Source organism: Paenibacillus sp. (genome assembly GCF_031177825.1).
Taxonomy (GTDB): Bacteria; Bacillota; Bacilli; order Paenibacillales; family YIM-B00363; genus Paenibacillus_AE.
In genome coordinates, this window is sequence record NZ_JAPSKE010000034.1 from 41,096 (window position 1) to 55,753 (window position 14,658).

Consider the following 14,658-nt stretch of genomic DNA (forward strand, 5'->3'; position numbering starts at 1 on the left):
CGATGATTACGTGCGAAGGACTCGTAAAGATTTACAAGACGGACGAGGTCGAGGTCGTCGCCCTCCAAGGCCTCAACCTGACCGTCGAACGCGGCGAGATGATGGCGATCATCGGCAACTCCGGCAGCGGCAAGTCGACGTTCATGAACATCCTCGGCGGGCTGGACCGCCCCTCGGCGGGGACGGTGCGGGTCGGCGACTGGGATTTACTCAAGATCAGCGACGAACAGCTCGTGGAATATAAGCGGAGCACCGTCGGCTTCGTCTGGCAGAACAACGCCCGCAACCTGCTCCCGTACTTGACCGCGCTCGAGAACGTCGAGATGCCGATGATGCTCGGCGGCAAGCTCGACCGCGCGTACGCGAAGCAGCTGCTCGAATGGGTCGGGTTGAAGGAACGCATGAATAACAAGCTGCATCAGCTGTCCGGGGGGGAGCAGCAGCGCGTCGCGATCGCGATCTCGCTGTCGAACCGCCCGAAGCTGCTGCTCGCCGACGAGCCGACCGGCTCCGTCGATTCCGCGACGTCGGATCGGATCATGGACATCTTCCGCACGTTCAACCGGGAGCTCGGCGTCACGATCGTCATCGTCACGCACGACCTGGAGCTGGCGGGCAAGGTGGACCGCGTCGTCGCGATCCGCGACGGATTAACAAGCACAGAATTTATTAAGCGCAACCCTGAGCTCGATTCCGCCGTCTATAATACTGAAACCGTTGGAAGGCGCACGGTGAAGGAAGAGCACGAAGCGTACGTCGTCATCGACCGGGCCGGTCGATTGCAAATTCCTAAAGAATATTTGGAAACGCTCGGAATCGGAAACAAAGCGTCGCTCGAATTCGACGGGGAGAAGATCGTCATTAAAGCACCTAAATCACTGGAGGGAAAAGTATGAAGCTTCTTTCGAGGAAATCGAAGCTTACCCGCACGGTGGCCGTCTCCATGGCCTCCGTGCTCAGCTTGACGGCGCTGGCCGCTTGCTCGCAAGGGGAGGCGCAGACGGACAATACCGAGCGCGTACTGCGGATCGGCACATTGCAAGGCTACGGCGACGACGAATGGTTCCGTTCGCAGTTCACCGAGCTGTTCGAGTTCGCGAACCCGAATATCAAGATCGAGATCGTACCGGCGGTCGACAGCAGCATGTACCGCTATAGCAGCGAGCCGTACGATCCGTCGAAGCAACCGGATCCGATGGAAGAGCTGAAGAAGATGATGCAAGGCGACAACCCGCCGGACCTCGTCATGATGGAGTTCAACAACTTGTCCGAGCTCGTGAACGAAAACTTGCTCATGCCGCTCGACCCGCTCATCACGGCGGATAAATTCGACACGGGCAAGATCGTGCCGACGGTGCTCGACGGCATCAAGGAATCGTCGCCGGACGGGAAGCTGTACGCGCTGGCGCCTTTGTTCAGCTCCTCCGCGCTGTTCTATAACAAGAAGATGTTCCAAGACGCGGGCGTCGCGTTCCCGACGGACGGCATGACGTGGGACCAAGTGTTCGACTTGGGTCGTCAGCTGTCGGGCGGCGAAGGCGAAAACCAGAAGTACGGCTTCTCGTTCACGACATATCAAGGCGGCGACTCGTTCTACGAGATGCAGATGTACACCCAGCCGCTTCAGCTGAGCTACTACGATCAGACGGGCGACAAGATGGCCGTCGATTCCGACAGCTGGGAGAGCGTATGGAAGAAGATCGTCGACCTGCGCAAGCAGAAAATCATCCCGGGTCCTCCGAACTGGGAGGCGCAGCCGATGAAGGAGCCGGGGCCGTTCGACTGGGATAACTTCTTGTCGGGCCGCACGGCGATGGCGATTTCGAGCTACTATTACATTAACGAACTTATTAATGCGAACAAGACGGCCGAGACGAACGATAAGCTCGATCCGATCGATTGGGATGTCGTCACGCTGCCGACGCATCCGGAAGCGCCGGGCATCGGCGGTCAGATTTATCTGCAAGGCATGATGGGCATCAACGCGAAAGCGCAAAACGACGAAGACGCATGGGAATTCCTGAAGTTCGTCAATGGCGACGACTGGGCGCGCTTGAAATCCAGAAGCCAAGGTACGCTCGTTTCGAACAAAGAGTACCTCCAGCCGAAGGAAGGCATGAGCTATAACATCGGCGCGTTCTATCAGCTGAAGCCGGCGCCGATCCAAGACGAGATGGCGATGTACCGTAAGTACCCGAACATCTACATGGTGCAGTCCATCGGTCAGCAGAAGTTCCAAGAGGTGCTGGACGGCAAGAAAGAAGTGCGTCAAGCGCTCAAGGAATGGCAGACGGAAGGCGATGCGATGCTGCAGCAGATGCGCGAGGATCCTAACTTCCAAGGCGGGAACTGGGGCGAGCCAGGCATGCCGGCGCCGATGCCGATCGACGAAGGCGTGTCGGTCGAAGCGGAAGAGGTCGTCGAAGAAGTCGCGGAATAACGGGTTATATAGGGAAAAGGAAACCTCCGAATCGGATGCGATTCGGAGGTTTTTTAGGTTCCGTTCGAATGTCAGCCTTGCAGGAGGAACGTCTGATGCGCGGTCCACGCGCCGTTGTCCGTCTGGTACAGCAGGTGGAGCCGATCGACGACGAACGAGAAGGCCAGCGGAATCGGCCGCAGACTGGAATAAATGTCGTGCATTTCATCGCCTCCGACCCCCTGGGCGACAGTCAGATGCGGAGTGAAGCTGTATCTCCGTTCGCGGACGGCAAGCGGTCCGTCGCATACCGATTCGTGCAGAAGTTCGAGCGGCTTCGGATTTTCGAGCGCCATGTAGACGACGTTGGATACAGGGTAGAATGTCGAAAACCGGTTCAGCTTCACTTCGACCGGCGGCAGCTTCGCCGCGGCCTCGCTCAGACGTTCGATTGCGCTCGCGAGCGTCGGCGGATCCCACGATTCGGACTCTCGGATCGTCAGATGCGGCTGGATGAGGCTGTAATGCGGGTCGAACCGCTTGCGATAACTGTTGGCCGCGTCCTGTACGTCCTTCGGAGGAAAGATGACGATGCCGAAATTCACCTGTACCGCCTCCTTCATCGTGATTGTTACTCTTTATTATACCGTATCCGACTCGTTTCATAAGGAGAAATTTCACGCGTCGTGATATAATGGAGCGTACGAACGAGAGGAGGAACACCATGGGGAAGAGCGTTCATAGCCGGGCCGTTCGCGAAGCGGTGCTGCGTAAGCTGGAGCAGCGCGGCGTACGGTTGGAAGATATCGCGGAGATCGTCATGGAGATGCAGCGTCCGTATCATCCGCATCTGACGATGGAGGCTTGCCTCGACAGCGTGGCGGCGGTATTGGAGAAGCGGGAGATGCAGCATGCGCTGCTCGTCGGCATCGAGTTGGACGTGCTCGCGGAGCAGGGGAAGCTTTCCGAGCCGCTGCAATCGCTCGTGGCGTCGGACGAAGGGTTGTTCGGCTGCGACGAGACGTTGGCGCTGGGTTCCGTATTCGGATACGGCAGCATCGCGGTCACGACGTTCGGTCATCTCGACAAACATAAGATCGGCATCATCAAGCGGCTCGACACGAAGATCGGCAAGGGCGTCCACACGTTCCTCGACGATCTGGTCGCCAGCGTGGCGGCTTCCGCCGCAGGGCGCATCGCGCATCGAGCGAGAGACGAGGAAGAGCGGCTTTCGGACATCGAAGCGGCGGCCGGTTCCGAAGAAAGCGCATAAGCCAATGCATGGAACGGCGACCCTAGGGGCACCATGAGAACACATTACTTCCAACGGGAGCGTGTTCGAACAGCTATGGCATGGGTGTACTGGGGTCGCTTATACAATACGAAGTTTCAGGCGAGCTGCCTGGCGAAGCGAATGGAAGAAGACTGGTGGATCTACGGGTACGAGAGTCCGCAGCACGTCGAAATTTTCTGTTCTAGGAAGGGCCGCTACGGAGTACGGTACAGAATGTAACCGCCGGCGGCCGTATTCCGCTTGACAGGGATGTTATCATTCGTTATATTAATATATGGTTTCGAATTTTTTTATGAAGCGTCGCGGGGTGGAGCAGTCCGGTAGCTCGTCGGGCTCATAACCCGAAGGTCGCAGGTTCAAATCCTGTCCCCGCAACCAACTTATCTTAAGGGCCTTTAGCTCAGTTGGTTAGAGCGGTCGGCTCATAACCGATTGGTCACAGGTTCGAGTCCTGTAGGGCCCATATTTCCATTGTACGGCACTTATGAAGAGAACCCGTTGGACGTAGCGAGAGACTCGCGCCTTCCAACGGGTTTTTTCATTACGCTCTAGGTTGTTCGCCGACCGCATCGCCCGTCAGGTCCGCTGTCCCGATCGCTTCGACCCTTGCGACTTCCTTCTTCACCCGTTCTTCGACTTCCTGAATGTCTTCGACGGATCGGGTAGAGACGACGACTTCTTCGAGATCGACGGGCGTCTTCACTACGTCGATTCGCTCCTCTTTCACGGGGATGCGGATTTCTTCCGTCACGCTTCTCTCCGGGTCGCCGGGATGGGCGCTCGTTCGCTCGATGACGACTTCCTCCCGCCGGATCGGCACTTCGATCGTGCGGCGCTCCTCAACGACTTCCCTTCGAATCGCCACGTCTCCGGTTTGAACTCGTTCCTTGCGGATATCCAGACGCTCTTCGCGAAGTCGCAGCGACGCAGAGTCCGCTTCCTCCGATTCGGGTTCGACCGACGGGCGGCTCTGCGCTTTCCGAAGCGGAGACAGCAAGCTCGCCGCGATGCCGAGCGCGCCTCCGACCGCGGCGGCGATGCCGATTCCGACCCCGGGCAGCGCCAACCCCGCGATCCCGCCGATGACGGCGCCGGCGATCGCCCATAAGACGACACGCATCAACATCGTTGTTCACCCCTCCGAATAGGTTTCTGCCCCGCTTGCGCACGGCGCAGCGGGGCAGAATTGGACAATCCGTCGATTTACCGGTAGGCGTCCGTTTCCGTCACGACGGCATCGCCGTCGGTCTCGACATGCGCCACTTCCTTGTGGAGCACTTCGTCGACGCATTCCGTCTCTTCGATTTCGCGCTTATGCGCCGAAATTTCTTCGCGGACGACCGTTCGCTTGTCGACGTCCACCCGTTCCGCCGTTACGGGAATATGAACGGTCTCTTCTTCGGCGATAGGTTCGCTAGATGGCGAATGATCGAGGACCCGACGCTCGATAACGACTTCGTCGTGCGCGACCGGAACCGCGACGCGTTGTTGTTCTTCGACGATGTCCTTGTGCAGGACGACCTCGCCGGTTGTCACGCGGTCTTTCCGGATTTCCAGCTCTTCTTCGCGTAAACGCAGCGTAGCGTCGTCTTCGGCCGCGAACTCCGCGTCCGCGAATTCTTCGTCCGCAAACTCCGTGTCGGCGACCCGGCTTTCCTCGAATTCCTCTTCTTGCGTAACGCCCTTAAACAACCGATCGAAAAAGCCCATAATGGCGAAACCTCCTCAAAGAGTAATGAGTGCCGTGCCATTATAGAATGCCCGTGCGCAAGAAGCCTATGTAGTTCGGGACCATGCACTTAAAGGGAATCCAACGCCCCGAACGCGCAAAGGCAATCTTTCCGTTTCGGGGCGTTGCAACCATCGTTTAGTTTCGCGTCTTCGACGCCGGATTCAGCCGCGCCTTCCCGTCCGGCATCAGCTCCGCATCCAGCTTGTCTTCTTCGCCGTCGATCCCGAAGTCGTTCTTCAAACCCGGAGGACGGTTGTTCATGATTTGATCGTCTTCGCCGTCTTTGATCGCTTTGCCAGCCATGTTCCTAAGCCTCCTAGATTTTGAAAGTTAATCGTTCGGGGTACGATCCAAATACAGCCTTGTCACCGTCGTAGAATCGTCCGCTCGAATGTCTTTATTCGTCGCTCGCTTCTCCAACGCATCGTGCGTATTCATCCCGGGAGCGACGGTCGGAGCCTGCTTCTTCTTGCGCATTTGCGTTTCATCTCCTATGCGCGATGCCCGCCGTTCGCGTACACGAGGGGCGTCGCTCGACTATTCGCTATTTGCGGCGGGCCGGCTTCGCGGCCATGGGCGCGTCGCCGGCGATCGATGCTTGGATGTTATCCATGATGCCTTCCACGGCATTCGCGATGCCGTCCGTCGCCGCAATGTTTTCCTGTCCGGCGGGCGTCGGAATGCCGCCGGTTTCGAACGCGGTTTGCTCTTTTAGTTGTTTCTCCATCCCGGTCCTCCTTGTCCGTCCTATGCTAGCGGTCGTCCTCGACCTCGTCCATCCGGTCTTCCCGTTGTTCCTGATTGTATTCCGCGCCCGGCGCGTTGAGCTGCTCGTCTTCGCGTTCGTCGATGATGTCCTCTTGTCGTTCCTGCTGCATCTCCTGTCTCATGTTATCGCCGCCGCATGCCGTAAGGCCGAGCGCCAAGCCGAGCATGAGCGCCCACGCCAGGGTATTCTTTTTCGTCATCCTGAAATCCCCCTTAATTATCGATGTAAGCATAGGGTCTGCAACCGAATCGTTTTTATACTGGCGCCGGAAGCGTTATAATGGAAGGAACGGCAATGGAAGGGGAGGAAGCGATGAAGGAGAAGGGCGGAGAAGCGATTGTTCTCTATGATGGAGAGTGCAATTTATGCGCGGCCGTCGTCCGGTTCACGATCGTTCGGAATCGGAAGGGGACGTTGCGCTATGCGGCGCTCCAATCCGAGACGGGGAGTCGGCTGCTCCGGGAGCATGCATTGTCGGGCGCCGCTTCGCTCGATACGTTCGTATTCGTCGAGGGAGGAACGGCGTACGTTCGGTCCGGCGGCGCGCTGCGGTTGGCGCGTCACCTCGACGGCGGGTGGCCGCTGCTCGCCGCCTTGCTTGCCATTCCGCGTTTCGTTCGGGATCCGATCTATTCGTTCGTGGCGCGGAACCGTTACCGTTGGTTCGGGAAGCGGGAGCAATGCTTATTGATGCGGCCGGAATATCGAGAGCGGTTTTACGATTGAACGAAAAAGAGGCTCGGGGGATTCCTATCGAATCCGCCGAAGCCTCTTCTTCTGTTATTTTGCCGCATGCTCCGATGCGTCGCCATCGGGGGCGCGGCCTTCTTCGTAGGTGCCTGCCGCTCCGGAGCTTTCGCCGTTGTCTACGGAAGCATCCGGGTCCGGGATTCGGTCATCCACGGATACGAGCTGGTACGTAATGTTCTTATACTCGGAGGAGAGGTACGTCTCCGCCTTCGGGTACGAGATGACCATCGGATACAACGCTGCAGGGTCCGGATAGGTGACGCTGTAACGGATGACCGCGGTGTCGTCGATGAAATCGATGCCTTCGATGCGAACGCCCCAGCCCGGGTGCGGCTTCTCGCCCATGTCGAGCACGACCTTCTGAATGTCTTCGTTCACCGCCGTCGTCGACGTCCTCACCTCGCCGGATTCGATCGGGTCGGCCTGCGGCTCTTCGACCGGCTGTTGACGCTCCTCGACGAATTGCACCGCGTTGCGAACCATGACGGCGGCTTCGGCGCGCGTAATCGGCTCTTGCGGGCGGAATTTGCCGTTCTCGTCGAGCTCCGCGATGCCGCCGATGATCGCATGCTGGATCGCGCTCATGTATCCTTCGGACACTTGCTTCTCGTCTTCGAGCATATGATAGATTTCGATCCAAGCGTAATCTCCCGTCGCATAGAGGCCGTGCATCAGCCACTGCACGAACTGTTCCCGCGTCACCGGCGCGTTCGGGTTGACGTCTTTGTCGATCGGCACGCCGTTATGATGCGCGATGATGAACGCTTCGGCATACCATGCGTCGTTCGGGATTTTCGTGAAGTAATCGGTCGCTTCGGGCGCTTTAAAGAACGTCATATGCGCGAGGCTGAGCTGCATGCTCTTCACGATCAACGGAATCGCTTGCTGCGCGGTGAGCTTCTCGTGAGGGACGAACTTGATTTTTTCCACGCCGTTCACGATGCCGCGGTCGCGCAGCTCCATAATTTTATCGGCGTGCGGAACGCCTTTGAGATCGCCGAACGCCAAGGCCGAGGAGGACATCGTTCCGAGAACGATCGCCGCCGCCGCAGTTGCCATCATCCATCTTTTCATCATATCGATCACCTTTTTTCTTAAGATTTTGAATGTTTTCTTTCGTTTGCTTACTTAACGCGATCTGAATCGAATATGTTGCATAGGCGGTTGAGCCGATTTTTTCTTTGCGTAGAATCACCTATTTCATTTCGTTTTATCGGATATTCTGACTACTTAACGGCGCAGCTAAGAAGGTTGTTGCAGGACGAGGAGATTTTTTCATCATGAGCGCTTTGCGATGGACGGGGATCGTCGCGCTGACGATCGTAGGGTTGGGCGCCGCATACGCGGCTGATTTACCGCTGGCGGTCGGTTTTTCGGTCGGATTGGGGGCGTTGATTTGGAGCGTGCTGCGGTTCGGCGTCGTACCGGGGCGGGCGGCGCTTCTAAGGATGATAGGGGAAGGCGTAGGACATACGAAGGAAGTCGTATGGATCTTGTTGTTCGTCGGCTTGCTCATCCCGGCATGGACGGCCGGGGGGGTTATCGATTACATGGTGGGCGCCGGTCTGCGGCTGCTCGATCCGGCTTGGATCGTCACCTTCGGCTTCGTTTTCTCGTCGATCGTCGCGATGACGCTCGGCACGTCGACGGGGACGCTAAGCTCGGTAGGCATCCCGCTCATGGGCGTCGCCGCGCATCTCGGCGTTCCGCCGCCATTGATGGCGGGGGCGCTCGTCTCGGGCGCGTTCGTCGGCGACCGCACGTCGCCGTTCTCGAGCGCGCACCAGCTCGTCGCGTCGTCCGCCGGCGTGCCGGAACGATCGTTGTTCCGGCTGCTGCAGCCGACGACCTACGCCGCCTTCTGCATCGCCTTGGCCGTCTTCGCGGCGTTCGACGGGTTCGGCGACTGGGGAACCGGCGAAGTCGTCCTCGGGTACGAGTCCGCGGCAGGCGAGTCTTGGTTGCTCGCGTTGCCGCCGGCGTCGCTGCTGCTCGCGATCTTGTTCCGGCTGCGCACGCGTTATGCGTTCATCGTCGGCATCGTCGCCGGCATCGCGGTCGGCGCGTCGCTGCGTGGCGGAACGGCGCTGCAGTGGATCGGCTGGTTGTGGGGCGGTTACACGCCTGCGGAGGGGAGCGCCGATTCCGGCGCCGCGTTATCCCATGGCGAAGGGGTGGCGGGCATGGTCGAGCTCGTCGTCTTGATCGCTCTCGCCGGCGCCTATAACGGTATATTAGAGGGTACCGGCATCGTCCGGCCGATCGCGGAGCGGCTGCTCGGCAAGCGGCCTTCGCTCGTCGGCGCCACGGCGCGTACGGGTCTGTTCGGCCTCGGGCTCGGCCTCGTCTCGTGCACGCAGACGCTGCCGATCATGATGACGGCTCGAAGTCTCGCGGCCGCCTGGACCGAACGGTTCCCGCGGGAGCATCTCGCCCGCGTCACCGCCGACACCAGCCTGCTCCTCGCGGCGCTCGTGCCGTGGAACATGATCGCCGTGCTGTGCGGCACGATCGTCGGCGTCCCCGTCGAACGATACGCGCCTTACGCGTTGTTCCTATGGCTGCCGCCGCTGCTCACGTTGGCATGGAGCGGATGGCGGGGGCAACGAGTCTGAAGTTTTTTTCGAGTCGGGGGTTGACAGATTTTTCGGGAGCATGGTATTATCATATTCCCGGAACGCGTAATCGACCGAAGACGCGCGAAGGAACTTCTTAAGATGATCTGTTAGCTCAGCTGGGAGAGCACCATCTTGACAGGGTGGGGGTCAGTGGTTCGAGCCCACTACAGATCATAATCGCACCGAGAACTCTCGCAATCGCGAGAGTTCTTCTTTTTTTCGTATTTTTATTTGCCGCGATATATTTATTCAAAGATTTTGTTGACATCATTTTTTGGACGTGATATTATCAGTTTTGTCGCCGCGAAATGAAGCGACGAATTGAATACCTTGATCTGTTAGCTCAGCTGGGAGAGCACCATCTTGACAGGGTGGGGGTCAGTGGTTCGAGCCCACTACAGATCATATAGAAGAACCCTTACATTGTAAGGGTTCTTTGCTTTTTCATAATTCCTTCCTGATCGGGAGATGCTAACCAAAAAGTGTTGGTGACCGAACCGATGACCAAAATTCCGCGCGTGTTTCGTTCCCTTCTTTCGAAAAAAATACAAAAGAGCCGCACAAAGCAACCCGAGCCGAACCATCCGGAACGCCTCGTCGCGGACCTGCATCGGAATATTTCGAAAATCCGGTCGGAATTCGGACAAAGCACGGACATTATCGTGTCTCTGCATCGCGACCCGACGGCGGGGAGCCCCGAGGTCGGCATCGTCTACGTCGAAGGGCTGGTTAACCCTTCCATCGTTCAAGAGATGGTTAAAGAGCCGCTGATTCGGGCGAACGCCGTCCGCGGCGTTAAGAACAAGATGGAGTATATCCGCAATCAGATTCCCGCGATCGAAAATGCAAAGCCGATCATCGATTATCAAGGCATCTACGAGGCCGTCTTATTAGGAATGACCGTCATTCTGGCGGACGGGTGCGATTATGGTCTGACGGCCAACTCGATCGGAGGGAAGGAGCGGTCCGTCGAGGAACCTTCCACCCAATCCGTCGTGAGGGGATCGCGGGAAGGATTTACGGAATCGATTCATACCAACATATCGTTGCTCCGCAGGCGTCTTCGCACCCCGAAGCTATGGTTGGAGACGATGAGCCTCGGGACGCTTTCGCGGACGCAAATCGGCATTATGTATATTCAAGGCGTCGTCAACGAGCAGGTGGTCGACGAAGCCAGAAGAAGATTGGCTCGAATCGAGATCGACGGAATCCTGGAGAGCGGATACATCGAAGAATTGATTCAAGACGAGACGTTCACGCTCTTTCCCACGTTGTACAACTCGGAACGTCCCGACGTCATCGCCGCGGGATTGCTCGAGGGGCGAATCGCCATCTTGGTGGACGGCACCCCTTTCGTCTTATTGGCGCCTGCTCTGTTCGTCGAGTTTTATCAATCGGCCGAAGATTATTATCAACGGGCCGAATTCGCTACGTTGATTCGAATGCTCCGATATGTTTGTTTCTTTATTTCATTGCTTGCTCCGTCGCTGTATATCGCGATTACGACGTTCCACCAAGAGGTGCTCCCCAGCGGCTTGTTGATCAGCCTTGCCGCGCAGCGGGAAGGGGTTCCTTTTCCCGCCTTCGTCGAAGCGTTCTTAATGGAGGTTACTTTCGAAATTCTTCGCGAGGCGGGGGTGAGATTGCCGAAGACCGTCGGGCAGGCGGTTTCGATCGTCGGCGCGTTGGTCATCGGGCAAGCGGCCGTAGAAGCGGGGCTGGTCTCGCCGGCCATGGTTATCGTCGTCGCCATCACCGCGATTTCGAATTTCGTCATTCCGGCGTTTAACATGGGCATATCCATCCGGATTTTGCGATTTATTTTAATGCTGTTCGCCGCCGCCTTCGGATTATTCGGCACCATCGTCGGCGTGATCGCTCTCGTCCAACACTTGTGCGGGCTTCGTTCGTTCGGAGTTCCTTATATGTCTCCTATGGGACCTTTCAATCTTGCGGACCAGAAAGATACGATCCTTCGGTTGCCGCAATGGGGATTGTTTTCCAGACCTCGGTTTCTCAGCAAAAATAAGATTCGAGAAGATATTGCATCGACCAATCAGGACCGAAGCTTAAAGTAAGGGGTATGTGTTCAATGCGAATCCGGAACTTTCGATGGGGGTTGGCGGCGCTGGGGGCCCTCACGCTTCTAACCGGGTGCTGGGACCGCCGGGAGCTGAACGAATTGTCGATCGTCGCGGGCATGGGGCTGGACGCGAAAGACGAGCGGATTCAAGTATCCGTGCAAATCGTTAATCCTTCCGAAGTCGCGGCGAAGAACGGCGGAGGGAAATTCAGTCCGCCCGTGACGACGATGAAGGTCGCGGAAAAAACGACGGTTGAAGCGCTCCGGAAGCTCACCGTCGTCTCCCCGAGAAGAATCTATACCTCGCATCTGCGCATCTTGGTCATCGGAGAACAACTGGCGCGGCAAGGGATCATCAAAGTAATGGACGGCATCTCTAGAAATCGTGAGATCCGAAGCGATTTCTATTTGATCGTTGCGAAGGACGCGACCGCCGAGGAAGTTCTGGAAATTTTGACGCCGATCGAAAAAATCCCGGCCAATAAATTGTTCAATACGTTGGAAATATCCGAAAAGTTATGGGCGCCGACCGTTAAAATTCAATTGGACCGATTCGTGTCGGATCTTACGAATCCGACGAGAGATCCCGTTCTAACGGGGATCGAGATCACCGGCGAGGCGAAGAAGGGGGAGACCGAAAAAAACACGGAGCGCGTATATCCTTACTCGAATTTGAAATACTCCGGCGTTGCGTTGTTCAAGGGCGATAAGCTGGTAGGTTGGTTAACCGACGAAGAGAGCAAGGGCTACAATTACATAATGGGCAAAGTGAAAAACTCGGCGGGCCGGCTTGCCTGTCCGAGCGGCGACGGCGTAATCGGAGTCGAGATCATTCGTACGCAATCCGAAGTGAGCGGCAAAGTCGTCGGGGGGAAACCGGAAATCCGGATCGATCTTGTAGTCGAAGAAGACATCGGGGAAGTGCAATGCGATGTCGATCTCCTGAAGCCCGAGACGATCGAGAAGCTGGAGCGCAGGTCGAACGAGAAAATCAAACAAATCATGGAATCGGCGATTCGCAAAGCGAAAGAAAACCGAACGGACATCTTCGGCTTCGGGGACGCGATCGAGGATGCGAATCCTGCGGCTTGGCAGGATCTAAAGAAGGAGTGGGACTCCTATTTTGCGAATCTCGACGTAACGATTCAGGTGGATGCGCGATTCCGTCGGTACGGGACGACGACGCAGCCGTTAGTAAAGGAGTGAGCGACCATGTGGTCGGTAGCAGGCATACTTTTCGCGGGCGGATGTATCGCGCTTATCGAAGCGCCCGAACTAGTCAGGAAGGGGCGGCGGTGGGAGCTGTTCGTCTTTTCCGTCGTCTTGTCGGTCGGCGTCGTCATTAATACGCTGCAGGCGCTTCATGTCAAGCTGCCGAATCCCGTGGATTGGATTACGGCCATTCACAAGCCGATCAGCGATGCACTGTTCGGGCCATCGTAGGAAGAGGAGAGACGTGCTTTGATCGAAAAAGGGAAGATAGGTGTCCATCAACTGACGGTCCTGACGATTTTATTCACGGTCGGCAGCTCGATTCTTATCGCGCCTTCCGGTCTCGCTTCCGCAGCGAAGCAAGATGCGTGGATCGCGGCGATCGTCGGTTTGATCTCGGGCTTATCGATGGTCGTTTTTTATAACTTAATTTTATCTCGATTTCCCTCCGCTACTTTAGTGCATTATAGCCAGGAGGTATTGGGCAAATGGCCGGGAAAGGCGATCTCGTTTCTATACTTTTGTTACTTTTTCTTGCTCGCCTCTTTCGTTTTGCGAAATATCGGCGATTTTTTGACGACGCAGGTGCTGCCGAACACGCCGATTCATTTTATTCATGCCTTCTTCTTATTGGTCATTATTATGGGGCTTCGCAGCGGGTTGGAAACGTTCGCCCGCACGGCGGAAATTTTTTTTCCCTGGATGATCGTTTTTTTTCTGATTATGATTTTTCTGCTTCCTCCTCAATTCGATTTTCACAACGTAACGCCGATCCTTGGATACGGGGTTAAACCGGTGCTTACCGCCTCTATCCCGTTATTGAGCACGCCTTATATGGAGCTCGTTGCGTTCTTTATGATTTATCCCGCGGTGAGGAACGCGCCGAAAGCGAGGAAAGCGCTCTTCGTCGGGGTGCTTCTCGGAGGCTTTCTGTTAATTCTAATTTCCCTCTTGTCCATTTTGGTATTGGGCGCGGACGTAACGGGGAGACAGACGTATCCGAGTTATACGTTGGCCAAGAAGATCAGCATCGGCGATTTTTTGGAGCGGTTGGAGGTCATTATGGCGGGGATCTGGTTTATAACGATTTACTTTAAGCTCGGAATCTCCTTCTACGCTTCCGTGATGACCTTCGCGGAGCTGTTTCGATTGAAGGAAGCCCGCCCGTTGTATTTGCCTTTCGGCATGATCATGGTCGTGCTTTCGGTCATCGTGTATCCGAATATTACGGCGTTTACGCAGTTCGCGACGAAGATCGACTTTCCATACTCGATCCCGTATGCCTTCGTTTTTCCTTTTCTGATCTGGTTTGTAGCGGTCCTCCGAAAGAAAGGATGTGCCAGGGAAAAGGATTTGGGGTAATTTACCTGTTGAGATGTCCATCGCCCCATGGTATTATGATCTTCCGCCCGAAAGACGGCGGCAACGATACGGTCTTCTCCTGAAAATACCAGTTGCAAGAAGATTGTAAATGTGGTAAATTAGTCTTCCGGCCGTGAAAGCGAGTCGGACAAGCAACACCGAGTAAGACAAAGCTTGCTCCTTGAAAACTGAACATGAGTCGGAGTTTTTTCGCAGGCGAGGCACTCGCCGAGAAAAAATGTCCAAAGCATATGCTTAAAGTAAGAAATGCTAGCTTGTAATGAGCGCAGTCGTTTGAACTACCCTTTTTGGAGAGTTTGATCCTGGCTCAGGACGAACGCTGGCGGCGTGCCTAATACATGCAAGTCGAGCGGAGTTGTTCCTTCGGGGACAGCTTAGCGGCGGACGGGTGAGTAACA

General features: G+C 56.5%; 17 protein-coding genes, 4 tRNA genes and 1 rRNA gene. 14 read left to right on the forward strand and 8 right to left on the reverse strand.

What is annotated here, in order from left to right; all coding sequences use genetic code 11:
* Positions 1 to 2: 2 nt before the first annotated feature.
* Positions 3 to 896 carry an ABC transporter ATP-binding protein gene (locus RIN49_RS25405; protein WP_138196209.1) on the forward strand — a complete coding sequence of 298 codons (894 nt, stop codon included), beginning with the start codon at positions 3 to 5 and terminating at the stop codon, positions 894 to 896.
* Positions 893 to 2,440 carry an ABC transporter substrate-binding protein gene (locus RIN49_RS25410; protein ID WP_309122937.1) on the forward strand — a complete coding sequence of 516 codons (1,548 nt, stop codon included), beginning with the start codon at positions 893 to 895 and terminating at the stop codon, positions 2,438 to 2,440. Before RIN49_RS25405 ends, RIN49_RS25410 begins: the two co-directional genes overlap by 4 nt.
* A gap of 71 nt (positions 2,441 to 2,511) precedes the next feature.
* Here the strand turns inward: RIN49_RS25410 and RIN49_RS25415 are convergent, their stop codons facing one another.
* Positions 2,512 to 3,042, reverse strand: a complete 531-nt coding sequence (locus tag RIN49_RS25415; RefSeq protein WP_309122938.1) for a 2'-5' RNA ligase family protein — start codon at positions 3,040 to 3,042, stop codon at positions 2,512 to 2,514.
* A 101-nt stretch (positions 3,043 to 3,143) separates the two neighbouring features.
* Here RIN49_RS25415 and RIN49_RS25420 point away from each other — a divergent pair, with 101 nt between their 5' ends.
* From RIN49_RS25420 to RIN49_RS25430, 3 genes are all read left to right on the forward strand, one after another.
* Positions 3,144 to 3,692, forward strand: a complete 549-nt coding sequence (locus RIN49_RS25420) for a phosphatidylglycerophosphatase A family protein (RefSeq protein ID WP_309122939.1) — start codon at positions 3,144 to 3,146, stop codon at positions 3,690 to 3,692.
* A gap of 322 nt (positions 3,693 to 4,014) precedes the next feature.
* Positions 4,015 to 4,091 (forward strand) — tRNA-Met (locus RIN49_RS25425).
* A gap of 11 nt (positions 4,092 to 4,102) precedes the next feature.
* Positions 4,103 to 4,176, forward strand: a tRNA-Ile gene (locus tag RIN49_RS25430).
* Between the two features lie 78 nt (positions 4,177 to 4,254).
* Here the strand turns inward: RIN49_RS25430 and RIN49_RS25435 are convergent.
* The 6 genes from RIN49_RS25435 to RIN49_RS25460 all read right to left on the reverse strand — a co-directional run bounded on the left by RIN49_RS25435 (position 4,255) and on the right by RIN49_RS25460 (position 6,413).
* A complete protein-coding gene (locus RIN49_RS25435) occupies positions 4,255 to 4,839 on the reverse strand; it encodes a YsnF/AvaK domain-containing protein (protein WP_309122940.1) in 585 nt (194 codons plus the stop codon).
* A 77-nt stretch (positions 4,840 to 4,916) separates the two neighbouring features.
* Entirely contained in the window at positions 4,917 to 5,423 is a 507-nt protein-coding gene (locus RIN49_RS25440; protein WP_309122941.1) for a YsnF/AvaK domain-containing protein, read from the reverse strand.
* Positions 5,424 to 5,580: 157 nt separating this feature from the next.
* On the reverse strand, positions 5,581 to 5,748 hold the full coding sequence (locus tag RIN49_RS25445) for a hypothetical protein (protein WP_309122942.1): 168 nt from the start codon (positions 5,746 to 5,748) through the stop codon (positions 5,581 to 5,583).
* Positions 5,749 to 5,775: 27 nt separating this feature from the next.
* A complete protein-coding gene (locus RIN49_RS25450) occupies positions 5,776 to 5,922 on the reverse strand; it encodes a hypothetical protein (protein ID WP_309122943.1) in 147 nt (48 codons plus the stop codon).
* A 67-nt stretch (positions 5,923 to 5,989) separates the two neighbouring features.
* Positions 5,990 to 6,172 carry a hypothetical protein gene (locus RIN49_RS25455; protein ID WP_309122944.1) on the reverse strand — a complete coding sequence of 61 codons (183 nt, stop codon included), beginning with the start codon at positions 6,170 to 6,172 and terminating at the stop codon, positions 5,990 to 5,992.
* Between the two features lie 25 nt (positions 6,173 to 6,197).
* A complete protein-coding gene (locus tag RIN49_RS25460; protein WP_309122945.1) occupies positions 6,198 to 6,413 on the reverse strand; it encodes a hypothetical protein in 216 nt (71 codons plus the stop codon).
* An 80-nt stretch (positions 6,414 to 6,493) separates the two neighbouring features.
* Between RIN49_RS25460 and RIN49_RS25465 the strand changes: the two genes are divergently transcribed.
* On the forward strand, positions 6,494 to 6,940 hold the full coding sequence (locus RIN49_RS25465) for a thiol-disulfide oxidoreductase DCC family protein (RefSeq protein ID WP_309122946.1): 447 nt from the start codon (positions 6,494 to 6,496) through the stop codon (positions 6,938 to 6,940).
* A gap of 54 nt (positions 6,941 to 6,994) precedes the next feature.
* Here the strand turns inward: RIN49_RS25465 and RIN49_RS25470 are convergent, their stop codons facing one another.
* A complete protein-coding gene (locus RIN49_RS25470) occupies positions 6,995 to 8,041 on the reverse strand; it encodes an S-layer homology domain-containing protein (protein ID WP_309122947.1) in 1,047 nt (348 codons plus the stop codon).
* Between the two features lie 203 nt (positions 8,042 to 8,244).
* Between RIN49_RS25470 and RIN49_RS25475 the strand changes: the two genes are divergently transcribed.
* The 8 genes from RIN49_RS25475 to RIN49_RS25510 form a co-directional block, all read left to right on the forward strand.
* Positions 8,245 to 9,579 (forward strand): Na+/H+ antiporter NhaC family protein, encoded by a 1,335-nt coding sequence (locus tag RIN49_RS25475; RefSeq protein ID WP_309122948.1) that lies wholly within the window; start codon positions 8,245 to 8,247, stop codon positions 9,577 to 9,579.
* A 104-nt stretch (positions 9,580 to 9,683) separates the two neighbouring features.
* Positions 9,684 to 9,756: transfer RNA gene (locus RIN49_RS25480), tRNA-Val, on the forward strand.
* A gap of 158 nt (positions 9,757 to 9,914) precedes the next feature.
* Positions 9,915 to 9,987 (forward strand) — tRNA-Val (locus RIN49_RS25485).
* A 95-nt stretch (positions 9,988 to 10,082) separates the two neighbouring features.
* On the forward strand, positions 10,083 to 11,660 hold the full coding sequence (locus RIN49_RS25490) for a spore germination protein (protein ID WP_309122949.1): 1,578 nt from the start codon (positions 10,083 to 10,085) through the stop codon (positions 11,658 to 11,660).
* A 14-nt stretch (positions 11,661 to 11,674) separates the two neighbouring features.
* Positions 11,675 to 12,871: a Ger(x)C family spore germination protein gene (locus tag RIN49_RS25495; RefSeq protein ID WP_309122950.1), complete on the forward strand. Its 1,197-nt coding sequence runs from the start codon at positions 11,675 to 11,677 to the stop codon at positions 12,869 to 12,871.
* Between the two features lie 6 nt (positions 12,872 to 12,877).
* Positions 12,878 to 13,108, forward strand: a complete 231-nt coding sequence (locus tag RIN49_RS25500) for a hypothetical protein (RefSeq protein ID WP_309122951.1) — start codon at positions 12,878 to 12,880, stop codon at positions 13,106 to 13,108.
* 18 nt (positions 13,109 to 13,126) lie between these two features.
* Complete coding sequence (locus RIN49_RS25505) at positions 13,127 to 14,239, forward strand: GerAB/ArcD/ProY family transporter (RefSeq protein WP_309122952.1); 1,113 nt, start codon at positions 13,127 to 13,129, stop codon at positions 14,237 to 14,239.
* Between the two features lie 305 nt (positions 14,240 to 14,544).
* Positions 14,545 to 14,658, forward strand: a 16S ribosomal RNA gene (locus RIN49_RS25510); the annotation flags it as partial.

Excerpts from the sequence above, each read along its gene's own strand:
- RIN49_RS25500 (WP_309122951.1), top strand. The coding sequence starts at position 12,878 with ATGTGGTCGGTAGCAGGCATACTTTTCGCGGGCGGATGTATCGCGCTT.
- RIN49_RS25465 (WP_309122946.1), top strand. The coding sequence starts at position 6,494 with ATGGAAGGAACGGCAATGGAAGGGGAGGAAGCGATGAAGGAGAAGGGC.
- RIN49_RS25460 (WP_309122945.1), bottom strand. The coding sequence starts at position 6,413 with ATGACGAAAAAGAATACCCTGGCGTGGGCGCTCATGCTCGGCTTGGCG.
- RIN49_RS25405 (WP_138196209.1), top strand. The coding sequence starts at position 3 with ATGATTACGTGCGAAGGACTCGTAAAGATTTACAAGACGGACGAGGTC.
- RIN49_RS25420 (WP_309122939.1), top strand. The coding sequence starts at position 3,144 with ATGGGGAAGAGCGTTCATAGCCGGGCCGTTCGCGAAGCGGTGCTGCGT.
- RIN49_RS25415 (WP_309122938.1), bottom strand. The coding sequence starts at position 3,042 with ATGAAGGAGGCGGTACAGGTGAATTTCGGCATCGTCATCTTTCCTCCG.
- RIN49_RS25470 (WP_309122947.1), bottom strand. The coding sequence starts at position 8,041 with ATGATGAAAAGATGGATGATGGCAACTGCGGCGGCGGCGATCGTTCTC.
- RIN49_RS25435 (WP_309122940.1), bottom strand. The coding sequence starts at position 4,839 with ATGTTGATGCGTGTCGTCTTATGGGCGATCGCCGGCGCCGTCATCGGC.
- RIN49_RS25475 (WP_309122948.1), top strand. The coding sequence starts at position 8,245 with ATGAGCGCTTTGCGATGGACGGGGATCGTCGCGCTGACGATCGTAGGG.
- RIN49_RS25490 (WP_309122949.1), top strand. The coding sequence starts at position 10,083 with ATGACCAAAATTCCGCGCGTGTTTCGTTCCCTTCTTTCGAAAAAAATA.
- RIN49_RS25445 (WP_309122942.1), bottom strand. The coding sequence starts at position 5,748 with ATGGCTGGCAAAGCGATCAAAGACGGCGAAGACGATCAAATCATGAAC.
- RIN49_RS25410 (WP_309122937.1), top strand. The coding sequence starts at position 893 with ATGAAGCTTCTTTCGAGGAAATCGAAGCTTACCCGCACGGTGGCCGTC.
- RIN49_RS25455 (WP_309122944.1), bottom strand. The coding sequence starts at position 6,172 with ATGGAGAAACAACTAAAAGAGCAAACCGCGTTCGAAACCGGCGGCATT.
- RIN49_RS25495 (WP_309122950.1), top strand. The coding sequence starts at position 11,675 with ATGCGAATCCGGAACTTTCGATGGGGGTTGGCGGCGCTGGGGGCCCTC.
- RIN49_RS25440 (WP_309122941.1), bottom strand. The coding sequence starts at position 5,423 with ATGGGCTTTTTCGATCGGTTGTTTAAGGGCGTTACGCAAGAAGAGGAA.
- RIN49_RS25450 (WP_309122943.1), bottom strand. The coding sequence starts at position 5,922 with ATGCGCAAGAAGAAGCAGGCTCCGACCGTCGCTCCCGGGATGAATACG.